The sequence below is a fragment of the Actinocrinis puniceicyclus genome, from assembly GCF_018283645.1.
Lineage (GTDB): Bacteria > Actinomycetota > Actinomycetes > Streptomycetales > Catenulisporaceae > Actinocrinis > Actinocrinis puniceicyclus.
This window is the reverse complement of the sequence record NZ_JAGSXH010000048.1, coordinates 1-14,159: the sequence shown is the minus strand read 5'-3', so window position 1 is coordinate 14,159 and position 14,159 is coordinate 1. Positions and strand designations below refer to the sequence as shown.

13 protein-coding genes are annotated in these 14,159 nt (G+C 70.9%); 5 read left to right on the top strand and 8 right to left on the bottom strand.

The genetic code is table 11. The annotated features are described in order from the left end of the window. Nucleotides 1-46: 46 nt before the first annotated feature. From KGA66_RS14900 to KGA66_RS14890, 3 genes are all read right to left on the bottom strand, one after another. Nucleotides 47-712: a DUF1707 SHOCT-like domain-containing protein gene (locus tag KGA66_RS14900; protein ID WP_211468710.1), complete on the bottom strand. Its 666-nt coding sequence runs from the start codon at nt 710-712 to the stop codon at nt 47-49. 76 nt (nt 713-788) lie between these two features. After that, nucleotides 789-1,394, bottom strand: a complete 606-nt coding sequence (locus KGA66_RS14895) for a DUF1684 domain-containing protein (RefSeq protein WP_211468709.1) — start codon at nt 1,392-1,394, stop codon at nt 789-791. Between the two features lie 245 nt (nt 1,395-1,639). Further along, on the bottom strand, nt 1,640-2,296 hold the full coding sequence (locus KGA66_RS14890) for an FMN-dependent NADH-azoreductase (RefSeq protein WP_211468708.1): 657 nt from the start codon (nt 2,294-2,296) through the stop codon (nt 1,640-1,642). 146 nt (nt 2,297-2,442) lie between these two features. On the opposite strand from KGA66_RS14890, the gene KGA66_RS14885 reads away from it, so the two are divergent. The 4 genes from KGA66_RS14885 to KGA66_RS14870 all read left to right on the top strand — a co-directional run bounded on the left by KGA66_RS14885 (nt 2,443) and on the right by KGA66_RS14870 (nt 6,480). Beyond that, entirely contained in the window at nt 2,443-3,009 is a 567-nt protein-coding gene (locus tag KGA66_RS14885; protein WP_211468707.1) for a MarR family winged helix-turn-helix transcriptional regulator, read from the top strand. A 113-nt stretch (nt 3,010-3,122) separates the two neighbouring features. Next, complete coding sequence (locus KGA66_RS14880; protein WP_211468706.1) at nt 3,123-3,896, top strand: GNAT family N-acetyltransferase; 774 nt, start codon at nt 3,123-3,125, stop codon at nt 3,894-3,896. 220 nt (nt 3,897-4,116) lie between these two features. Further along, nucleotides 4,117-4,872, top strand: a complete 756-nt coding sequence (locus KGA66_RS14875) for a class I SAM-dependent methyltransferase (protein WP_211468705.1) — start codon at nt 4,117-4,119, stop codon at nt 4,870-4,872. A gap of 414 nt (nt 4,873-5,286) precedes the next feature. Beyond that, nucleotides 5,287-6,480 (top strand): RtcB family protein, encoded by a 1,194-nt coding sequence (locus KGA66_RS14870; RefSeq protein ID WP_211468704.1) that lies wholly within the window; start codon nt 5,287-5,289, stop codon nt 6,478-6,480. 139 nt (nt 6,481-6,619) lie between these two features. On the opposite strand, the gene KGA66_RS14865 is transcribed toward KGA66_RS14870, so the two are convergent. Further along, on the bottom strand, nt 6,620-7,087 hold the full coding sequence (locus tag KGA66_RS14865) for a nitroreductase family deazaflavin-dependent oxidoreductase (RefSeq protein WP_211468703.1): 468 nt from the start codon (nt 7,085-7,087) through the stop codon (nt 6,620-6,622). A 231-nt stretch (nt 7,088-7,318) separates the two neighbouring features. Here KGA66_RS14865 and KGA66_RS14860 point away from each other — a divergent pair, with 231 nt between their 5' ends. Next, nucleotides 7,319-8,131, top strand: coding sequence for a class I SAM-dependent methyltransferase (locus KGA66_RS14860; RefSeq protein WP_211468702.1), 813 nt, complete (start codon nt 7,319-7,321; stop codon nt 8,129-8,131). A gap of 209 nt (nt 8,132-8,340) precedes the next feature. Here the strand turns inward: KGA66_RS14860 and KGA66_RS14855 are convergent, their stop codons facing one another. The 4 genes from KGA66_RS14855 to KGA66_RS14840 all read right to left on the bottom strand — a co-directional run bounded on the left by KGA66_RS14855 (nt 8,341) and on the right by KGA66_RS14840 (nt 14,086). Then, complete coding sequence (locus KGA66_RS14855) at nt 8,341-9,162, bottom strand: SWIM zinc finger family protein (RefSeq protein WP_211468701.1); 822 nt, start codon at nt 9,160-9,162, stop codon at nt 8,341-8,343. A 22-nt stretch (nt 9,163-9,184) separates the two neighbouring features. After that, nucleotides 9,185-12,403: a DEAD/DEAH box helicase gene (locus KGA66_RS14850; protein WP_211468700.1), complete on the bottom strand. Its 3,219-nt coding sequence runs from the start codon at nt 12,401-12,403 to the stop codon at nt 9,185-9,187. An 88-nt stretch (nt 12,404-12,491) separates the two neighbouring features. Further along, the gene (locus KGA66_RS14845) at nt 12,492-12,812 is read right to left on the bottom strand and encodes a thiamine-binding protein (RefSeq protein WP_211468699.1); all 321 of its coding nucleotides are present in this window, start codon (nt 12,810-12,812) and stop codon (nt 12,492-12,494) included. 266 nt (nt 12,813-13,078) lie between these two features. Then, a complete protein-coding gene (locus KGA66_RS14840) occupies nt 13,079-14,086 on the bottom strand; it encodes an MBL fold metallo-hydrolase (protein ID WP_211468698.1) in 1,008 nt (335 codons plus the stop codon). Between the last annotated feature and the right edge of the window lie 73 nt (nt 14,087-14,159).

The following is a 14,159-nucleotide window of genomic DNA, read 5'->3' as shown; positions in this document are numbered from 1 at the left end:
CGCGGTCCGGGTACCGGCCCAGGCCGGCAGCCGCGCGGAGACGTGGTCAGCCGGTCAGCTCGCCGCGGGCGTCGCCGCCCAGGGCCTTCGCGGCCTTGGCCGCCTTGCGCCGACCGGTCACCCCGGCCCAGAAGGCGACTCCGGTGACACGCACCACCGGCGCACCGGGCGGCGGGGGCGCCAGCTGGCCCGAGGTGGCGTCCTCGTAGCCTCCCATCAGACCGAAGCCCTCGACGCGCAGGTCGACGCCCTCCGGCACGAGAATGTCGATCCCGCCCATGATCGCGTTCGCGCGGATCACCGTCTCGCGCTGCTCGAATGTGCTGTCGCGCAGGTCGAGCACGACCCCGCCCCAGAACGCGAAGGCGTTGTACCGGCCCGGTATCACCCAGCGGCCGCGCCGGGTCGAGCCCGACATGATCGCGATCGACCAGCGGCGGGAGGTGGGTGTGCCGCCCACCAGCGGCGATTGCGCGGCGGCGGCCGTCGCGGGCAGCGGCGGCGTCGCGCCCGGCGCCGGCAGGTCGCGGGTGAGCGGTTCGAGTTCGGCGTAGGTCTTGGCCGAATACGCGTGCTCCAGCCGTTCCTCCAGTTCGTCCATGGTCAGCCGGCCGTGGCCCGCCGCGTCGCGCAACTGTTCGGCTACCCGCTCCCGGTCCGCGTCGGAGGCGCGCATCTCCAGCCCGGCGTTGGGGTCCCCAGTGTCAGCCATGCCGCGGAGTCTAATGCAGCGCCCGCCGACTGATCGGAGCCTGACTGATCAGACCCGCGGCCTACCGTCGTCCCGGTCAGAGCCGTTCGCCCGCACGTATCGGTGTGCCGAGGGTGTTGCCCGCGGGGGCAAGCGGGCACTGCCAGTGCGCGTTGTACCGGCACGAGGGGTGGTACAGGAAGTTCAGGTCGATCACCAAGTGCCGCGCGTCGCCGCCGAGGTCGGCGCCTTTCGCCGTGTCCAGGAGATACCTTCCGCCGCCGTAACTCTCAGCACCGGCCGTACCGTCGCGCAAGGGGACGAAGAGACCGCCCGCGTATTGCCTCAGCCACCACACGTCGAGGCTCGCGTCGATCGGCGCGGGCAGCTTGACGCGCCCGACAAGCCGCATCGCGGTGGTGCCGTCGCGGTCGGTCGGCACGCCGAGCCCTACCGGCTCGGCCGGGGGGACGACAGGCAGTTCGAAACGCAGCGCCGGGTCGTACGGCCAGTAGGGCAAGCCGGTCTCACGCAACGGGTCACCGGGCGGAAGCGGGCTTTGCGGGTGCTCCCGAAACAGCGCGTCGCGGCCCTCACGCCACAGCTCGCACCCCCGGCGCGGATCCTTCTCGGCGCGCACCGCGGCGTAAAGGGCGCTGACTTCGCGCCGCCAGTCGGCGAGTTCGAGCTCTGGCAGGCTCATGCGCCGCGCTCGCGGAGGCCGCCGACGCAGCCGCGGTCGCCGCCGCGAAGCCCACCTTCGTCCTGCACGCCCTCCACTGCCATGGCGTCCTTCCGCTCGCTCTGCCCACCGACCCTCTCAGCCAAGCACACCGTCGTGCTGGCCGCTCACGCGCAGCGCATCAGTCATCGCCCGGCAGCGTGACGGCTCCGAGCGCGCGGCACCCCACTTGGTATCAGCGTGCTGATCGCGGCACCGCCCCTGCGCTACGCCGCGGAGAACCGTTCGGCCAGTGCGCGTGCGCCGGCCTGCGCGGCGGAATGCGCCGCCTCCCGCAGTTGCTTCGCCGCGGGTATCAGCTGCGCCATCGCCGGGTTGCGCTCGGCCAGCGTCAGCTGGACCTTGATCACGTTCAGGTCGAACCCGAGCGCCTCGCCGAGCACGGTTTCCAGATACGGCTGCACGAAGTCCCAGCCCGCGCGCGGCGCACCCGGATCGTAGCCTCCGCCGTACGCGAGGATCACGGTAGCCGGGCGTCCGCCCAAAGGCGGGTTCCCGTCAAAGGTCATCGTCCGGTCCGACTGGATGATCTGGTCCAGCCACACCTTGAAGGTGCCCGGCACGCCCCAGTTGTACATCGGCACGGTGAAGAGAAAGGCGTCGGCGGCGAGCACCTCGTCCACCAGTTCGGTGCGCAGCGCGTAGGCGGCCACCTGCTCGGGGCTGTGCTGCGCGGGCGGGACGAAGGCCGCCATGATCCCGGCTTCGGCGATCGGCGGCACCGGGTCGACACCCAGGTCGCGGTGGGTCACGACACCCTCCGGATGCGCCTGTGCCCAGGCCTCGCGGAAGGTGGCCGCGATCTGCTTGGACACCGAGCCGGCCGAGAGCGCGGAGGAATCGACATGCAACAGGTGGGCCATGACGGGCTCCTTCAATCCATCTGTTCGACAATTCGTCTTGAACCAAGATTGTCTGCCGCGCAGACTGATGTCAAGTCCGGCCCGGGCGGTATCCTGGAAACGCCGACCCACCAGGGCAATTCAGGGGCCGCAGACGGGAGAACGCGATGAGCCGAGGTGCCGCGGAGGCGGACGCGGCCGCGCACCCGGCGCCGGCGCGACCCGACCCGGCAGCGGATCCGGCCGGAATCCCGACCGGGTTCGAACACAACTTCGGCTGGCTGCTCGGCCAGTGCTTCCGCGCGTACACCGAGGCGGTCGAGCTCGCGGTGGCGGATCTGCCGCACGGGCACCGCGGCTTCCAGGCCCTCTACGGCGCCGCCAACTGCAGCGCGCACAACCAGGCGGAGCTGGCCAAACAGCTCGGCGTGGACCGCACGGTCATGGTGTACCTGGTCGACGACCTGGAGAAGGCCGGCCTGGCCGAGCGTGTCGCGGACCCGAACGACCGGCGCAGCAGGCTGATCCGGGCCACCGAGTCCGGGCGCGCCCGGCTCGCCGACGCGCAGCGCGCCATAAGCGCCGCGGAGGCACAACTGCTGGCCACCCTCAGCCAGGACCAGCAGAAGTCGCTGCACCGCATGCTGTGCAGCATCGCGGCGCACCACCGCATGTCGGGTCCGGGCGGCCCGCCCTGCCAGGCCGCCGGCGACAGCACGCCCACACCCTGCTGAGGCGCACTCTTCGGGCTCGAACGAACACGGCCGGGCAACCGCGATGAGCGCGTTTGACCATCGCCCCGCGGCACGGCATTGTTTGCCACCGATTGACACCGGAGAAAGAAGCCATGGCCGACACACCCACTGCTGACGCCCTGATCGCGACAGCCGCCGCCGGTTGGGGATACGCCGAGTCCGCGCGTGTGGACGGCTGGCACCTGCGCGCCGCGGACGGATTCACCCACCGGGCCAACTCCGCCTGGCCGCTCGGGCCCCTTGCGCGTCCGCTGCCGCAGGCCGTGGCGGCCGTAGGCGAATGGTACGCACAGCGCGCACTTCCGGCCCTGATCCAGGTCGCCGTCGGATCAGAGCTCGATGTCGCCCTCGTCGAACTCGGATACGGCCGCGCGGACGCCCTCGCGCTGCGCCAGACCGCGCGCGTCGCGGACGTGCTCGACACGCTGCTGAGCGTCGCTCCGATCGGCGTGAAGGAGACTTTCGCCGACGAACCGACCGACGACTGGCTCTCGCTGTACCGGGACGGCGGCGTGCCTCCCGTCGCCCGGCGGGTCCTGGGATCCGGAGACACGCTGCGCTACGCCACGGTCTACGACGCGGACACCGGCGCGCCGGTCGCGATAGGGCGCGCCGCGCTCATAACCGACCCGGACACGGACCACGGCCGGCGGTGGGTGGGCTTGAGCGCCGTCGAGACCGCCCCGCTCGCGCGCCGCCGCGGCCTGGCGAAGCTCGTGATCGACGCGCTGCTGGAGTGGGCCGACGAGCAGGGCGCGACCGACGCATTCCTCGAGGTCACCCCGACCAACGAGCCGGCCGTCGCCCTTTACGCCGCACTGGGTTTCACCACCCACCACAAGTATCATTGCCGTGTGATCGGCTAGTGTCCCGCGCCGGAAGTCCGTCGCATGACTCTGCTCTACCTGGCTGCGCACGTCCGGTCATCCGCGCCCGGCTACGTTGCCGGAACACCCTCGCGGTGCTCAATCAACGCAGTGGTCGTCTTTGGGCGTTTCGGCAACGCAGCCAGGCGGGATGCGGGGGCCGATTTTCACGGCGGATTTCCGGCGCGGGACACCAGGCGGTGTTGGAAGGGGCGCGGCGATGGCCGAGCGTTCGAAGTTCGACACGGTGGCGGCCAACTACGCGGCGGGCCGGCCCGACTATCCGGCAGAGCTCTACGACATGCTCGAAACCGTCGTCGGCGGGCCGCTGGCCGGGCTCGCGGTGGTGGATCTCGGCGCAGGCACCGGTATCGCCTCCCGGCAACTGGCGCGGCGCGGCGCGCTCGTCACCGCGCTCGAACTGTCCGGGCCGATGATCGAGCATTTGGCCGCAAGCTCGCCCGGCGTGCGCGCGGTACGCGGCAGTGCGACCGCCCTCCCGCTGCGGGACGACTGCGCGGACCTTGTCACCAGCGCCCAAGCCTGGCACTGGATGGATCCCGCGCTCGCCGTGCCCGAGCTCCGGCGGGTACTGCGGCCCGGTGGCGTATTCGCGGCCTGGTGGAATCACACGCACCGCGAAAGCGAGTGGGAGCAGCAGCAACAGGAGCGGATAGAGGCAGCCGCCGGGCCCGACTGGCGCGCAGCCAGCAGCCCGTTCGCGCAGCGGGGCGGCGAACTGGGACCGGATTTCGACCTGCCCGTCTCAGTACACGAGTTCACTTGGCAACGCACGATCGCGTTGGAGCGGCACCTGCACAATCTGGTGTCGAAGTCGTACGTCGCGGAACTGGCGAACCGTGAGGAGTTCCTGGCCACGGAGCGCGCGATACTCGGCGAACGGTTCCCGGGCGGATTCGTCACCGAACGTTTCGGTACGCACATGGTGACCGTCGTCGTACCGGGCGACGCATAATCCGGTTGTTCGAGGCCGCGCATCGCATTCCTCTCGACAGTCGCGGCCGCGACCGAGTTCCATGAGGCAATAATCCGTTGCCGCGACGCGGGCGTATATGGGTTCATAGACGCGGCGCGGCCGACAGCTCGTATGTGCGGGCGGGCGCGCGCGGCGGCTCACCACACCCGCCGCGTACACGAGAGGAGACCTCCAGCGATGTTGCGCCGTCACCCGCTCCGCTGTGGCAGGTCCTCTCGCGTGCGCCGTAACGCCGAATAGGTCGAGTTCCTTCGACCGACGCAATCGGCTGCGGCCGCGCCCTTCCTCGTCATCCCCGCTCAGTCCACCGGACATCAGCCGCGTCACGCGCTGACGCATCATGTCGCGCGCGCGCACCAATGCGTTCATCATGACCACGGAGGTCGATCAGCCATGCCCATGACCGAGCTGCCCGGGCACTTCGTGCCGATCCGCCTGTGGGCGGACCCGAGCACGGTCGAGCCTCAGGCGCTCCGGCAGTTGTTCAACGTCACCACCCTCCCGCAGGTCGCCGGCGTGGCCGTGATGCCGGACGTGCACGTCGGAATCGGCGCGACCGTCGGCTCGGTCATCGCGCTGAGGGACGCGGTATGCCCGGCCGCCGTCGGTGTCGACATCGGCTGCGGTATGACCGCGGTGCCCACCTCGCTCACCGCCTCGCAACTGCCGGACGACCTGGGCCGGCTGCGTTCGCGCATCGAGGCGGCGATCCCGGTCGGCCGGGCTTCGCACCTGCGTCCTGTCGACGGAGCCAAGCTGCACGGGTTCTCAGCGACCGGCTGGGACACGTTCTGGGCACGCTTCGCGCAGCTGGCCCCTGCTGTCAAGGCGCGGCGGGAGCGGGCGGAGGGCCAGATGGGCACGCTCGGTTCGGGCAACCACTTCATCGAGTTCTGCCTCGACACCGAGGACCGGGTTTGGCTGATGCTGCACTCCGGTTCGCGCAACATCGGCAAGGAGCTGGCCGAGTACCACATCGGGGTGGCGCGCGCGCTGCCGCACAACCAGGGCCTGGTCGACCGCGACCTGGCGGTGTTCGTCAAGGGAACGCCGCAGATGGACGCCTACCGGGCCGATCTGTTCTGGGCGCAGGAGTATGCGCGGCTCAACCGGGCCGTGATGATGGCCCTCTACCAGGCGGTGGTGCGCCGGGAGTTCAAAGCCGCCGCACCGACGTTCGGCGAGGTGATCTCCTGCCACCACAACTACGTGGCCGAGGAGGTCTACGACGGCGAGGAGCTGCTGGTCACGCGGAAGGGCGCGATCCGGGCCGGCGCCGGGCAGCACGGGATCATCCCGGGTTCCATGGGCACCCGTTCGTACATCGTGCGCGGGCTGGGCAACACGGCCGCGTTCAACTCCGCTTCGCACGGCGCCGGGCGGCGGATGAGCCGGGCCCAGGCGAAGAAGGTGTACACAGCGGCGGATCTGGCCGAGCAGACGGCCGGGGTCGAGTGCCGCAAGGATCTCGGGGTGCTCGATGAGATTCCGGGCGCGTACAAGCCGATCGAGCAGGTGATGGCCGCGCAGACCGACCTGGTGGAGATCGTGGCCGAACTGCGTCAGCTCGTGTGCGTGAAGGGATAGTCAGCTCGTGTGCGTGAAGGGATAGCGGCCCAGATCCCGGCCACGCCTACGGGAGGCGTTAGGACGTTAGGACGGACCTGTGCGGTACCGCGGTGGCGTTGCGCGGTACCGCACAGGTCCGTTCGCTTCCTGCCGGCGGTCAGCTGATCGGGTCCAGGACGACGACGGGGATACGGCGCTCGGTCTTGGTCTGGTAGTTGTTGTAGTCCGGCCAGATGGCCGCCATCGTCTCCCACATCCGGGCGCGTTCCTCGCCCTCGGCCTCGCGTGCGCGGACGCGGAATCTGTCCGGGCCGACCTGGACCTCGGCCTCCGGGTTGTCGCGCAGATTGAGGAACCACAGGGGGTGGTTGGCGGCACCGCCCTTCGACGCGACGACGACGTAAGCGTCACCGTCACGGCCGTAGATCAGCGCGGTACGCCGCCAAAGGCCCGACTTACGGCCCTTCATCGAGAGCAGCAGCGTCGGCACGCCCTGCCACTCGTGACCCTCCTCACCGTCGCTTTCCACGTAGGCGCGGATGTGGTCCGCGACCCAGTCCGACGGACTGTCGATGACCTCCTGCGGCCCGGGGGTTCCTGCGGTGTCGCTGTCGTTGGCGCTCAATGCCTCACTCCTTTCATTGTTCGACTCAGATCGTACTATTTCGACCGGCCCGCCACCACACCGTCGCCCCGCGCATCCGACACCTATCTCATATAGCGATACATTCTTGCTCGCTCTATGAGACCGCCTGTTATGGTCGGACCGCCACGCGGGCACGACAAACGGCCGCACGCCGCGCCGCGGACAGCGATGCAGCACCAACGCAGCACCGAAGTAATTAGGAGTCTGATAATGCCTGGCAACGACGCCGCCTACACCCACGGACACCACGAGTCCGTTCTGCGCTCGCACACCTGGCGCACGGCCGAGAATTCGGCCGCCTACCTCTTGCCGCACCTCGCCCCGGGAATGACCGTCCTCGACATCGGCTGCGGCCCGGGCACCGTCACCGCCGGCCTGGCGGCGCTGGTCGACCCGGGGCGCGTAGTCGCGATCGACACCGCCCGCCCCGTCCTGGAACAGGCCGCTGCGCACGCGGCCGCGGCCGCGGTCGGCGACCGGATCGAGTTCGCGGTCGGCGACGTGCACGAGCTCGGCTTCGAAGACGACTCCTTCGACGTCGTACACGCGCACCAAGTCCTGCAACATGTCGGCGACCCCGTCGGGGCGTTGCGGGAGATGCGCCGGGTGTGCAGGCCGGGCGGGATCGTCGCCGTGCGCGACTCCGACTACCGCGGCTTCTTCTGGCACCCGCAAGTGCCGGGGCTCGATGACTGGATGCGGCTGTACGTCGATCTGGCCCGCGCGAACGGAGGCACCCCGGACGCGGGGCGGTACCTGCTGGCCTGGGCGCACGCCGCGGGTTTCGAACACGTGACCGCCTCGTCGTCGACCTGGTGCTACGCCGACGAGCAGACCCGCCCGTGGTGGGGCCGGCTGTGGGCGGACCGGGTCGTCCAGTCCGATTTCGCGCGCGGCGCGCTGGCCAAGGGCCTGGCCGACGAGCAGGACCTGCGCGCGCAGTCCGCGGCGTGGCTGGAGTGGGGCGCTCACCCGGACGGCTTCATCAGCCTCGTGCACGGCGAGATCCTCTGCCGCGCGTGACAGACCCCTGCGCCGGGCCGCCGCGTATCACGCAGGGCCGCCGGTGCGGCGGCGGCCCCGGAAGCCCACACGCGTTCCGGAGCCAGGGTTCGCATACGTGGCTGATCCAGCCGGGCAAGCGCCGGTACCCGCGGCGCGCGATCGATCCCGGCCGCGGCTGCAGCCCGTATCTCAGGACCCGGCTTTCCCGCGTCGCCAGCGGCCGTCGTTCAGCGCGGGCCGCGCATCGCCCGGTAGGCAGGACGCAACAAGTCCGTCAGGTCCTGCCCGCGCAGCCCGCGGCCAAGCGGGCCGAGCCGGTCCAGCACCGCAGCGGCGGGTGTGTCCGGACGCGAGGCGAGCGCGCCCGGCACCGCGACGGGCGAGGACCAGTATGCGCCGGCCACATCGGCCAGCGGCGGGTCCTGCGGCTCCTCCTCGGTGTCCTGCCACGCCTGCTCGTCCCGCAGCGCCTCAAGCCGTCGCAGTAGCGCCGCGCGATCCCGGCCGCGCCAGGCCAGCAGCCGGAACGGGTCGTCGTCGAGCTGTTCCGCGAGCACATAACAGGTGGCCGCGACGTGCTTGCACGGGCGCTCCCAGTCAGGGCACGTACAGTCGGTGCGGAACTCCCGGCGCACCGGGAACAGCGTGAGTCCGGCGGAGGCGAACACCCGGTCGATCCGCTCGGGCATGCGCCCGTCGAGCAGCTGGGCGATGTACCCGGCGCTCTCCAGCAGCCCGCGCTCGACCCGCGCCCACTGCTCCGCCGAGTACACATCGATCCGCAGCGTCACGCTGTACGGCTTCGGCCGGGTGCCCTGCACGCTGGCCGCCACCTCGCCGGCGCGCACCGAAAGGTCCAGCACGTTGCCCGCTCGGGCATATGCGCGGCCCCTGGTGAGCCGGGCGCCGTGTCCGAACCCTTCGACGACCGCGATGAAGCGCTGGGACCACCAACTGCTGCCGATGGCGCCGCGCTGCGAGCGCACCGCGAGCCCGGCCACCCGCCGAGACCGCGCGGCAGGGGCCTGATGCTCCGGTTCCCTGGTCATTCGGCCGCCGCTCCCTCGCTGGTCACTCCGCCACCGCGTCCGCGGACAGCCTGATCACGTCGCGCAGTTCGGCTACCGACAACTCGGTCAGCCAGCCCTCGCCGGTGCCCACGATCCGCTCGGCCAGATCCTGCTTCTCCTCGATGACCCGGTCGATGCGCTCCTCCAGCGTGCCCGCGCACATCAGCTTGCGTACCTGGACGTTCCGCCGCTGCCCGATGCGGAACGCCCGGTCGGTAGCCTGATTCTCCACCGCCGGATTCCACCAGCGGTCCACGTGGATCACGTGGTTGGCCGCGGTCAGGTTCAGGCCCACTCCCCCGGCCTTGAGCGAGAGCACGAACAGCGGCGGGCCGTCCGGCTCCTCGAACCGCAGCACCATGGCGTCGCGGCCGCGTTTCGGCACGCCGCCGTGCAGGAAGGCGACCTCGCGGCCGAAACGCCCGGCGAGGTACTCCCGCAGCATCGCGCCGAACTCGGCGTACTGAGTGAACAGCAGCGCCTTCTCCCCCGCCGCCAGCACCTCCTCGCAGAGCTCTTCGACGCGAGCGAGCTTGCCGGAGCGTCCGGCCAGCCGGGAGCCGTCCTTGAGGAAGTGCGCCGGGTGGTTGCAGATCTGCTTGAGGCGGGTCAGCAGGGCCAGCACCAAACCCCGGCGGCCCACCCCCTGCGCCTCGGCCACCTCGCGCAGCATCTCGTCTACCGTGGCCTGATACAGCGACGCCTGTTCCTTGGTCAGGTTGCAGACGACTTTCATCTCGACCTTCTCCGGCAGGTCCGAGATGATCGCCGGGTCGGTCTTCTCCCGGCGCAGCACGAAAGCCCCCGTGGCCCGGCGCAGCCGCTCGGCCGCCCGCTCGTCGCCGTCGCGTTCGATCGGCCGGGCGAAACGCTGCTTGAACGACTCGGCGCTGCCGAGCAGACCGGGGTTGGCGAACTCCAGGATCGACCAGAGGTCGGCAAGCCGGTTCTCCACCGGTGTGCCGGTCAGCGCGACGCGGTGCGGCGCGGCGAGTGAGCGCACCGCCCTGGCCTGCTTGGTCGCGGCGTTCTTGATCGCCTGCGCCTCGTCGATGACCACCCGGTGCCACGGCACCCCGGCCAACTGCGCGCGGTCCCGCAGTGCCAGACCATAGGTCGTGATCACCAGGTGGGTGTCCGTCACGGCCGCGCGGAACTGCTCCCCGGAGAGGCGTTCGGCACCGTGGTGCACGTGGACCTCCAGCCCCGGGGTGAACCGCGCGGCTTCCCGCTGCCAGTTGGCCACCAGCGACATCGGGCAGATCAGCAGCGTCGGGCGCCCTTCGGCCCGGCCGGACTCGCGCTCCAGCTCCAGCAGCGTCAGCACCTGGATGGTCTTACCCAGGCCCATCGAGTCGGCGAGGACCGCGCCGAGACCGACGCCGTCCATGAACGCGAGCCAACCCACGCCGCGCTCCTGGTAAGGACGCAGCGTCGCGTGCAGGCCCGGCGGCGCCGCGACCGCGGCGCAGCGCTGTTCCGCCACGCCGGAGAGCAGGTCACCGAGCCAGCCGTCGGCCTCGACCGCTTCGAGGGGAAGCGCTTCATCGTCGAGGCCGACGACCGCGGTGCGCAGGAACTCCCCGGCCCGGATGGCGCCGCCGCGACGCGAGCCGAGTGCCTTTAGTCCGGCGGCCAGCCTTTCCCGGTCCACCTCCACCCACCGGCCGCGGAACTGCACCAGGCCGCTCTTGGCCTCGGCCAGCGCCTGGAACTCCGCATCGGTCAAAGTCTGGCCGCCGAGCGAAACGCGCCACTCGTAGTCGATCAGGTCGTCCAGGGCGAAACCCGAGCGGCGCGCGGCGCGGCCCGGCTGCTCGGCCGCGGGCGTCGCGGCGAGCGTGAAGCCCAGTTCGGCGCGCCCGGCCGACCACCAGGACGGCAAGAGCACCCCGAAGCCGTTGCCGATCAGGGCGGGCGCGGCGCGGACCAGGAAGTCGTAAGCGCCTTCCGCGTCGAGGCGCACGCGGGTCGGCGACGCCTCACGCAGCGCATACCCGAGCGCGGGGAACGAGCGGGCGGCGCGGCCGAGACCGGCCAGCAGGTCACGGCGCGGGTCCGCGCCGGCCGCGCGCAGCAGCCGGGCGGCTCCGGAGCGGGTCCACACCTCCTGCGCGGTGGCCAGCAGCGAGGGGTCCTCCGTCGACTGCAGCAGCAGTTCCACGGTCCACTGCGCGGCCGCGTCACCGCTCCCATCGTGCGGACGCTCGCCGTCTTCTGGGGCGAGCAACCGGAAACAGGTGCGCACCGGGCTCGCGGTGGCGCGGTGCGTCGTGCGCCACTCGTCAAGGGCCGTCATGAAGCCTTGCGCGGTGGTCGGGTCGAGCCGATCCGGATCCAGCAGGTTGCCGGAGGCCGAGGTCAGCGCGTCGAGCCAGAGTTCTTCGATCGGCGTCTTGACGCGCGGACCGTCAAGCAACCGTGGCGGGACGAGCGATTCACCGTGCAGCCCGTGCGGCCCGGTCAATGCGCCGATGACGTACGCGTCGATGAGGGCATTGACTGCGCCGTCGAGTACGTCAGCGGCTGGACGCCCGGTCAGTTCAGTGTCCAGCAGTTGCGCACGGAACACCGGCGGCATCGCATCGATCAGTGCCTTGCGATGCGCGGCGCTGTCGAGCGCGTACGCCGGCCGCCACACCGCGTGGTACTCCCCGCTGTCCTCGTCCGCGTCCAGATCGGGCAGGATTTCTCCGCGCCGCACCAGGACTTCGGCGAACTTCGCGACCGCGGTCGCGTACCGCACCGTGTCGGACAGCGGGATGTCGGCCTCCGCACCGTCCACGTCGTAGGTGGCCAACGTTTCGCCGTCGAGCAGAGCCAGCAGCGCGGCGCCGTCCCGCGGATCGAGCACGAGCGTCGGCACAATCCAGGCCCGCAGCTCGGGCCGCGTGGTCGCGCCGTCGCCCGACCCGTCCCCGGCCGCGCCGCCGAGGACGAAACGCGTGAAGCTCGTCGACGGCCGCGGGCCGTTCCTGTGGGACGGCAGCGCGAGCGGAACGCTGCCGCGAGGGTCGGCGAACTCTACAGTCGCCGCGACCTCTTCTCCGGCGGCGCACAGAAGCCGCGCGAGCACCGCCGGCTCCGCGGCGAACGGATGCCGCTGTGCCGTACCGGGACCGCCGCGCCGCCGTGCCGGGGCCTCCAACGGCCGACCGGAGTCCTCCGCCCACAGCTCCCAGCAGCCCGCGTCGGTGAATAGGGCATGCAGGACGTACACGAGGCGGCTCGCTCCCTAGCACGGCGCCGGACAGGTGCAAAACCCCAGATTATCGCAAGGCCGCAAGCCCGGTTGCGCCTTGAATCGGTTACGCCTGCGGCTCGGCGAGGTAGCGCTCCACGGTCGCGACTTTCGCGTCCAACGCCCCGGTCACGCCCGGCCGGATATCGGCCTTGAGCACCAGGCTGAGACGTCCGGATGCGCCGTCGCGCTGCGCGCTGCGCTGCGCGGCCTCGCAGGCGCGCCGCACCACGTCGAGGACCTCGTCCCATTCCCCCTCGACGCTCGTGAACATCGCGTCCGTTCGGTTCGGCAGGCCGGATTCGCGCACCACGCGCACCGCGTCCGCGACATACGCGCCGACTTCTTCACCTACACCGAGCGGCGTTACCGAAAACGCGACCAGCATGTGCGTGTCCTTCCCTCCGGCGTCTCTTGCGGGTCCAGCCAATCAGACTCGCGGCGTACCCGGTCGCCGGGGTGTCCGTCAGGCGACCTGGCGATCAGCAGCGCGATGCCTGCGTCCTTCGCATTCCGGTCGACGGAGCCAACCGCACGGTGCCCCTGGTCTCTGGCGCTGCCCGTGCGCGCAGCGCTCGTCGGTGGGGAGTTTGGACGCCGGCTTTCCGTGGCGCTCGCTCGGGTGCCGCCCGCGCGTCCTGTGGCCCATCGGTGTCATCCCTGCCCGTTTGCCTCTGACAACCGCTTGTCCTCGTTTTCCAGCCACCGCGCGATGCCGTTGACGCTCGCCGCCGTCGAGGAGAGCTCCTCGAACTTCGCCGCCACTTCGGGCCGGGCCAGCAGATCGGCGTAACGCTCGCGGGTACGCTCACGCACCATGGCCACCGCGTGGTCGAGGTCGAACTGTCCGCCCTGGTCCGTCCGCGCGGCGCGCACGATCGAAACCCACAGCCGCATTTCCTGCGCGGCACGCCCCAGGGCGTCGTCGACCTCGGTAATCGGCCCGTAGTGCGAGAACAGCAAGCGGGTCGGGCGCAGGTCCCGGAAGCGGGCCAACGACTCGAGCGCGAGGTCGAGATCGAAGTCCGGCGGGGGCGTGCCGGGCAGCATCTGTCCCATCTCGCCGGATGATCCGAGTCCGGTGAGCGACGAGGCGTCGTCCGGGGGGATGTACAGCCCTGCCGCGTCGCCGACGTACAGGTCGCCGGTGGCCGTGTCGACGAGCCCGAGGTGGTGTCGGGCGTGGCCCGGTGTGTGATACCCCTCCAGCCGCCGCCCGTCGCCGAGGTCTACCGATCCCACGTCCCCGACGGTGTCGATCCGTGCCGCGTCCGTGGGCAGCAGTTCTCCGAAAAGCGCGTCCATCGCGGGCCCGAACACCCGCCTGGCGCTGGCCATCAGCCGCGACGGATCGGCCAGGTGTCGTGCGCCGGTGTCCTGGACGACGACCCGCGCCCTCGGGAACGCCGCGGCCAGGTCACCGACGCCGCCCGCGTGATCAAGGTGGATATGCGTCACCACGATCGTGGCCAGGTCGTCGGCCCCGACGCCCAGCCCGGCCAGGGCCTGGCGCACCACCTGCGCCGATGTCGCGGTACCGGTTTCCACCAGGCACGGCCTGGATCCGAGGATCACGTAGGCCGCGGTGATGCCGGAATAGCCCGACATGGCCGTGTCGATCATGTGGACGTCCGAACCGAGGTTCTGTGGCTGCGCTGCCATGTCCACAAGATACCGTCGTGCGGAACCGCCAGCTGCCCGGCCGCACGCCAGCAAGGCAGACAGGGAGGGAGGG

Coding starts and splice junctions, on each gene's coding strand:
- KGA66_RS14840 (WP_211468698.1), bottom strand. CDS start 14,086: ATGGCAGCGCAGCCACAGAACCTCGGTTCGGACGTCCACATGATCGAC.
- KGA66_RS14890 (WP_211468708.1), bottom strand. CDS start 2,296: ATGGCCCACCTGTTGCATGTCGATTCCTCCGCGCTCTCGGCCGGCTCG.
- KGA66_RS14860 (WP_211468702.1), top strand. CDS start 7,319: ATGCCTGGCAACGACGCCGCCTACACCCACGGACACCACGAGTCCGTT.
- KGA66_RS14875 (WP_211468705.1), top strand. CDS start 4,117: ATGGCCGAGCGTTCGAAGTTCGACACGGTGGCGGCCAACTACGCGGCG.
- KGA66_RS14855 (WP_211468701.1), bottom strand. CDS start 9,162: ATGACCAGGGAACCGGAGCATCAGGCCCCTGCCGCGCGGTCTCGGCGG.
- KGA66_RS14870 (WP_211468704.1), top strand. CDS start 5,287: ATGCCCATGACCGAGCTGCCCGGGCACTTCGTGCCGATCCGCCTGTGG.
- KGA66_RS14845 (WP_211468699.1), bottom strand. CDS start 12,812: ATGCTGGTCGCGTTTTCGGTAACGCCGCTCGGTGTAGGTGAAGAAGTC.
- KGA66_RS14885 (WP_211468707.1), top strand. CDS start 2,443: ATGAGCCGAGGTGCCGCGGAGGCGGACGCGGCCGCGCACCCGGCGCCG.
- KGA66_RS14880 (WP_211468706.1), top strand. CDS start 3,123: ATGGCCGACACACCCACTGCTGACGCCCTGATCGCGACAGCCGCCGCC.
- KGA66_RS14900 (WP_211468710.1), bottom strand. CDS start 712: ATGGCTGACACTGGGGACCCCAACGCCGGGCTGGAGATGCGCGCCTCC.
- KGA66_RS14895 (WP_211468709.1), bottom strand. CDS start 1,394: ATGAGCCTGCCAGAGCTCGAACTCGCCGACTGGCGGCGCGAAGTCAGC.